Below are 4,929 nucleotides of genomic sequence, written 5' to 3' on the forward strand. Positions count from 1 at the left end.
GCCCGTGGGATCAGCAATGGTCGCTGCGGATGCAACAGATTCTGGCCTATGAATCGGACCTCCTGGAATACGAAGACCTGTTCGAAGGCAACCCCGCCGTCACCCGCAAGGTCGAGGCCCTGAAAGATGGCGCGCGGGCCGAGCTGGCACAGATCGACGGTATGGGCGGCGCCGTTGCCGCGATCGAATACATGAAATCGCGTCTGGTCGAAGCCAATGCCGAACGCATCACCCGCATCGAAGGCGGCGATACCATCGTTGTCGGCGTGAACAAATGGACCACCGGCGAGGAAAGCCCGCTGACCGCTGGCGAAGAGGCGATCATGGTCGCCGATCCCAAGGCCGAGGCCGATCAGATCGACCGCCTGAACGCGTGGCGCGCGTCGCGTGACGAGGCCGCCGTTCAGGCCGCGCTGACCAAGGTGCGCGAAGCCGCGGCCTCGGGCGCCAATATCATGCCGCCGTCGATCGAGGCCGCCAAGGCCGGCGCCACCACCGGCGAATGGGGCGACATGGTGCGCGTGTCCTTCGGCCAGTATCGCGGCCCGACCGGCGTGTCCAAGAACCCGTCGAACCGCACCGAGGGGCTGGAGGATATCCGCGCGCAGGTCGATGCCGTGTCGACCAAGCTGGGCCGCCGCCTGAAATTCCTTGTCGGCAAACCGGGGCTGGATGGCCACTCGAACGGGGCCGAACAGATCGCCGCCCGCGCCCGCGATTGCGGCATGGACATCTCGTATGAAGGCATCCGCCTGACCCCCGAGGAAATCGTCACCGCCGCCCGCAACGAAGATGTGCATGTGGTCGGCCTGTCGATCCTGTCCGGCAGCCATATGCCGCTGCTCGAAGACCTGATGTCCCGCATGACCGAGGCCGGCCTGTCCCATATCCCGGTCGTGGTCGGCGGCATCATCCCCGACGACGACGCCAAGCGCCTGTTGGCGATGGGCGTGGCCAAGGTCTATACGCCCAAGGATTTCGAACTGAACCGCATCATGTTCGACATCGTCGGTCTGGTCGATCCGTCGCCGGTGGCAGCGGAATAAATCTGGCCTGCCAATGGAATTGAACGGCCCTTTAATTAGGGCCGTTCACCTGTTAGGATTAGCGCTCAGATTTGCAATTCGCCCCAAAATTGCAATTTCTCGCCTATTTGCAATAACTTGGGCAATCCCCCTTGCAATTGGAAACTAAATCAGCTTGCTGAGTGCAATAAGACGGGGAGAAAAATATGAACATTGATCTATTCAACCTGAGCCGTGCTGATCTGCAGGCTCTGCGCAAAGATATCGACAAAGCCGAAAAGGCACTGGCCCAGCGCGAGCGGATGGTCGCCCTTGCAGCGGCAGAAGCTGCTGCGCGCGAACATGGGTTTTCGCTAGCAGAACTGACCGGCGCTGCAGCGCCTGCGGCACCCAAATACCGCAACCCCGAAAATACCGATCAAACCTGGACCGGTCGGGGCCGCAAGCCGGGCTGGGTCGCCGCGCATTTAGCCGCAGGAGGCGCGCTGGACGAGCTAGCAGTCTGACCGGAGCCGACGTTGCTATTTGCGCATCGCCATTCCAATAACGGGACATTATAGTTTCCGCAGCCAACGCGGAGACCGGACAATGACCATCCATATCGGCGCCAAGCCGGGCGAGATTGCCGAAACCGTTCTGTTGCCGGGCGACCCGCTGCGCGCCAAATGGGCGGCCGAGACCTTTCTGGACGATCCCGTCTGCGTCAATCAGGTGCGCGGAATGCTGGGCTATACCGGCACATGGCACGGCAACCGGGTGACGATCCACGGCAGCGGCATGGGTATGCCCAGCCTGTCGATCTATGCCAATGAACTGATCCGCGACTATGGCGCCCAGACCCTGATCCGCATCGGGTCCTGCGGCGCGATGCAGCCGCATGTCGGGTTGCGCGATGTTATTCTGGCTCAGACGGCCTCAAGCCTGAGCACCCCGTCCAGCGGCATGTTCCGCGAGCTGAGTTTCGCCCCCTGCGCCGATTTCGGCCTGCTGACCGCCGCCCATGCTGCCGCACAAGGCAAGCATGTGACGACCCATGTCGGCGGGATTTATTCCTCGGACGTGTTCTATGACGAACGCCCCGATCTGAATGACCAGCTGACCCGCCACGGCATTCTGGCGGTCGAGATGGAGACCGCCGAACTGTATAACCTCGCGGCGCGCTATGGCCGCCGGGCGCTGGCGGTGCTGACGGTCTCGGATCACCTGGACACCGGCGCGCGCCTTACCAGCGTTGAGCGCGAACAAAGCTTTGGCGCCATGGTCGAGATCGCTTTGACCGCCGCCTTTTCCTGACACACCACGACCCGGAGACAGACAATGAAAAAACGCCAGCTTGGTGCGAACGGCCCCATGGTTTCGGAAATCGGCCTTGGCTGTATGAGCTTTGCCAATTTCTTTGGTCCGACCGATGATGAAACCTCGATGGAATGCATGCAGGCCGCCGTCGATGCCGGGATCGACTTTTTTGACACTGCCAACATCTATGGCATGGGCAAATCCGAGCGCATCGTCGGTCGTTTCCTGAAAGAGACCGGCGCCGATGTCACGCTGGCCACCAAGGTCGGCATCGTGCCGGGGCCGCCGCGCAGCTTTAACAACGAGGCCGATTATATCCGCTCGGAGCTGGAAGCGTCGCTGGAAAGGCTGAACCGCGACAAGGTCGAGCTGTATTACATCCACCGCCGCGAGGCCGAGCGCCCGGTCGAAGAGGTGGCAGAAACCATGGGCAAGCTGATCGAGGAAGGCCTGATCGACGCGTGGGGCCTGTCCGAGGTCGCCCCCGGCACCGTGCGCCGCGCCCATGCCGTGACCCCGGTGTGCGCTGTTCAGAATGAATATTCGCTATGGACCCGGGTGCCGGAAATGGGCCTGACTGATACCTGCCTTGAACTGGGCATCGCTTTCGTTGCCTTTTCGCCGGTGGCGCGCGGCATGTTCGGGGAAAAATCGATTACCCCGGAACAGATCGGCGAAAAGGATTTCCGCCATGTGAACCCGCGCTTCCAACGCCCGAACTGGGACTATAACGCCAAGGCGATCGACGGCTTCCGCGCCTTCTGCCACGCCAAGGGCTGGACCGTGGCCGCCGGGGCAATCGCGTGGGTTCTGGATCGGGGCGCGAACCAGATCCCGATCCCCGGCACCCGCACCGCGGCGCATCTGGCCGAGTGGCTGGGCGCCACGCAGATCACCCTGACCGACACCGACCGCGCCGAGATCGAGCGCCTGTTGCCCAAGGGCTTTGCCCATGGCGCGCGCTACAGCTATGCGCAAAGCCTTGGCGTTGAAAGCTACGGCTGATCAGTCGCGGTGACGGCGGGAATAGCCATTGGGTGGCGGGCTGGACCAGCCGCCCAGCGTGGCTTGCTCGGGCTGAAAGACCTCGACCAAAAGCGGGAAACAGGCGGCGGCGTCCGAGGAATGCTGGGCACTGCAATCGCCACCCGGACAGGCGCTGAGCGCGCCCAAAAGGTCGATCTCGGCAAAGAATTCGATGTAATCCCCGGCCCGCGCCGGGCTGGCCTTCAGGAAATACTGGCCGGTGTCGTGGGTAAAGCCGGTGCACATAAAGACGTTCAGCACATCATGCACATGCGCCTCGGCCTGAGGCAGGCCTAGACCGGTTTCCGCCGCCACGGCCCGCGTCAGGTTGGAATGGCAACAGTGGTGATACTCGCCGCCTGACAACAGGCGGTTGGTATAGGGATCGCAGCGCGTGCCGATCACGTCATGCACCCGCCCGCCAAAGTCATCCGCGCCATACCACGCCAGACTGTCGGCAATCACCGTCGCCATCGGGCGCAGGGTGGGAAAACTGCTCCACATCCGGTCGCCGATGGTCAGATGCGTGCCGTGCAGGGCGCGGGTCTTGCCGGAATAAAACCTCTCGGACAGGTCGCGTGCGTTCCACAGGTTCAGATCGCCGACCTGACTGCCCTCGGGGCAGGAAATGCGAAAGATCTGACCGGCATTGACCCGGAAACTGGCGGCCTCGCGCGGGGGGATCATAACCGCATCGACCTTGCGAGCCGAGGCCCGGGCGGCGGCGTAAAGCGCCAGATCGGGCGCGGGCAGGCTGTCGGTCGGATAGCAGATCACCGGCGCGATGGCGCGGCGGGCAGAGGCATCATCGGGTGGCTGGGTCATGACGGGTCTCCGGATCGGCGTTGCGGGTTCAGACAGACGCGCGGCGGCTGACCATCCGGGCTGAGATGCGTCGCGCCACAGGCCACGCAGGTATATTCGGTCGCGGCCCCCTGCCCCGGCAAGCGCCGGGGGCGCCAGCGGCAGTCGCGGCTCAGATCATGGCTGCGGCGATAGAGGAACATGAACACCACCGTGGCGATGGCCAGAAGGATCAGCAGTGGCATCTCATCGCCTCGGAATTCTGCGGTCCAGCCGCACCGCCCACAGTTTCAGACGCCGCCGCACCCCCGCTGGTAAAGCCGCAAACAGGCGCGCGCCGATCAGGGTGTAAACCCAGCGCCGGGGCGTCTGTTGCCGCGGCGCGACCGGGTGGAATGTGGCGATCTGATCGGCGTTCAAACCGGCCAGTTGCAGCAGCGATGAACCGGGTCCAAGCGGCGTTTTCAGGTCATCTTCAAGCCGGAACACCGTGACCGGCACGCTGAGCGACAGTTTCAAGCCTTCGCCAATCGCCACCGGATCAAAGCCCTGAACCGGCCGCCGGGTCTGTATCTCGTCCCAGCCCAGCGCCGCCGCGCGCCACAGGATCTGATGATTGTGCCAACTGCGCAACCAAGTGTCGCGGTCGCGGATATACAGCACGAATTCCGGCTGATGCCCAAGGGCTTTGGCGGCTTTCTCCAGCGCCAACGTCACCGGCGCGGCCAGATGATACAGCGGCTTGGATTGCCGGGTCGATGGCATCGGGCCGACGAAA

The 4,929-nt window shown here is 63.4% G+C and carries 7 protein-coding genes; 4 read left to right on the forward strand and 3 right to left on the reverse strand.

Features of this window, described 5'->3' with window-relative positions; all coding sequences use genetic code 11:
- The 4 genes from ABYW26_RS10470 to ABYW26_RS10485 form a co-directional block, all read left to right on the forward strand.
- A partial coding sequence (locus ABYW26_RS10470; protein WP_372604787.1) for a methylmalonyl-CoA mutase family protein occupies nt 1–1,046 on the forward strand: 1,046 nt, incomplete at its 5' end.
- A 185-nt stretch (nt 1,047–1,231) separates the two neighbouring features.
- A complete protein-coding gene (locus ABYW26_RS10475; protein ID WP_372604788.1) occupies nt 1,232–1,531 on the forward strand; it encodes an H-NS family nucleoid-associated regulatory protein in 300 nt (99 codons plus the stop codon).
- Nucleotides 1,532–1,613: 82 nt separating this feature from the next.
- Nucleotides 1,614–2,318 carry a purine-nucleoside phosphorylase gene (gene deoD / locus ABYW26_RS10480; RefSeq protein WP_372604789.1) on the forward strand — a complete coding sequence of 235 codons (705 nt, stop codon included), beginning with the start codon at nt 1,614–1,616 and terminating at the stop codon, nt 2,316–2,318.
- A gap of 24 nt (nt 2,319–2,342) precedes the next feature.
- Nucleotides 2,343–3,326: an aldo/keto reductase gene (locus ABYW26_RS10485; protein WP_372604791.1), complete on the forward strand. Its 984-nt coding sequence runs from the start codon at nt 2,343–2,345 to the stop codon at nt 3,324–3,326.
- On the opposite strand, the gene ABYW26_RS10490 is transcribed toward ABYW26_RS10485, so the two are convergent.
- The 3 genes from ABYW26_RS10490 to ABYW26_RS10500 all read right to left on the reverse strand — a co-directional run.
- Nucleotides 3,327–4,172, reverse strand: coding sequence for an urea carboxylase-associated family protein (locus ABYW26_RS10490; RefSeq protein ID WP_372604792.1), 846 nt, complete (start codon nt 4,170–4,172; stop codon nt 3,327–3,329).
- Nucleotides 4,169–4,396, reverse strand: a complete 228-nt coding sequence (locus ABYW26_RS10495) for a hypothetical protein (RefSeq protein ID WP_372604794.1) — start codon at nt 4,394–4,396, stop codon at nt 4,169–4,171. The genes ABYW26_RS10490 and ABYW26_RS10495 overlap by 4 nt, the downstream gene beginning before the upstream one ends.
- Nucleotide 4,397: 1 nt before the next feature.
- Nucleotides 4,398–4,929: hypothetical protein (locus ABYW26_RS10500; protein WP_372604795.1), on the reverse strand; the 532-nt coding region annotated here is incomplete at its 5' end.

The organism is Actibacterium sp. (genome assembly GCF_041584535.1).
In the GTDB taxonomy this organism is placed as follows: domain Bacteria; phylum Pseudomonadota; class Alphaproteobacteria; order Rhodobacterales; family Rhodobacteraceae; genus Actibacterium_D.

What these genes read in the sequence shown, in the direction of transcription:
- ABYW26_RS10475 (WP_372604788.1), top strand. Translation starts at nt 1,232, where the DNA reads ATGAACATTGATCTATTCAACCTGAGCCGTGCTGATCTGCAGGCTCTG.
- deoD (WP_372604789.1), top strand. Translation starts at nt 1,614, where the DNA reads ATGACCATCCATATCGGCGCCAAGCCGGGCGAGATTGCCGAAACCGTT.
- ABYW26_RS10485 (WP_372604791.1), top strand. Translation starts at nt 2,343, where the DNA reads ATGAAAAAACGCCAGCTTGGTGCGAACGGCCCCATGGTTTCGGAAATC.
- ABYW26_RS10490 (WP_372604792.1), bottom strand. Translation starts at nt 4,172, where the DNA reads ATGACCCAGCCACCCGATGATGCCTCTGCCCGCCGCGCCATCGCGCCG.
- ABYW26_RS10495 (WP_372604794.1), bottom strand. Translation starts at nt 4,396, where the DNA reads ATGCCACTGCTGATCCTTCTGGCCATCGCCACGGTGGTGTTCATGTTC.